This is a genomic window from Shimazuella sp. NTD247 (assembly GCF_059510415.1).
Genome location: NZ_JCAJZU010000030.1, coordinates 1 through 500, shown reverse-complemented (window position 1 = coordinate 500; position 500 = coordinate 1). Strand labels below are relative to the sequence as shown.

The 500-nt window shown below is 49.6% G+C and carries 1 protein-coding gene; it reads right to left on the bottom strand.

Annotated features, from left to right (window positions below; translation table 11 throughout):
* On the bottom strand, nucleotides 1–500 hold a 500-nt coding region (locus AC5WOC_RS21200), incomplete at both ends, for a condensation domain-containing protein (protein WP_496057415.1).

The following is a 500-nucleotide window of genomic DNA, read 5'->3' as shown; positions in this document are numbered from 1 at the left end:
CGGGATGGTCGATCATATGACACATCAATTGCTGCAAATGACCCGCCATTCGCGCAATACTTGCTTTTTCCCATAGATCCGTGTTGTAGGCGAAGGTCACTGCTAACCCCTCTTCTGTTTGGGTCAGATGCAGGGTCAAATCAAATTTGGCCGTCGTCTGAGGCAATGTCACTTCTTCGATTGCCAAACCTTCCACCATCGGTGCTTGCCATGCTTCATTCTCCACCGATAACATCACTTGAAACAGCGGGGAATGACTCAAATGCCGATTCGGAGCGACTTCATCCACTACTTTTTCAAAAGGGACAGCCGCATGGGCATAAGCTTCCACTGCCGTTTGTTTGACGCGTTGCAGCAGGGTTTCCCAACTGATATCGCCACTTAGATCATTCCGAAAGACAAGGGTATTGACAAAAAATCCAATAAGGGATTCCACTTCGGCATGGCTGCGTCCTGCAATGGGACTGCCCACGGCAATATCTGTCGTACCCGTGTACCGT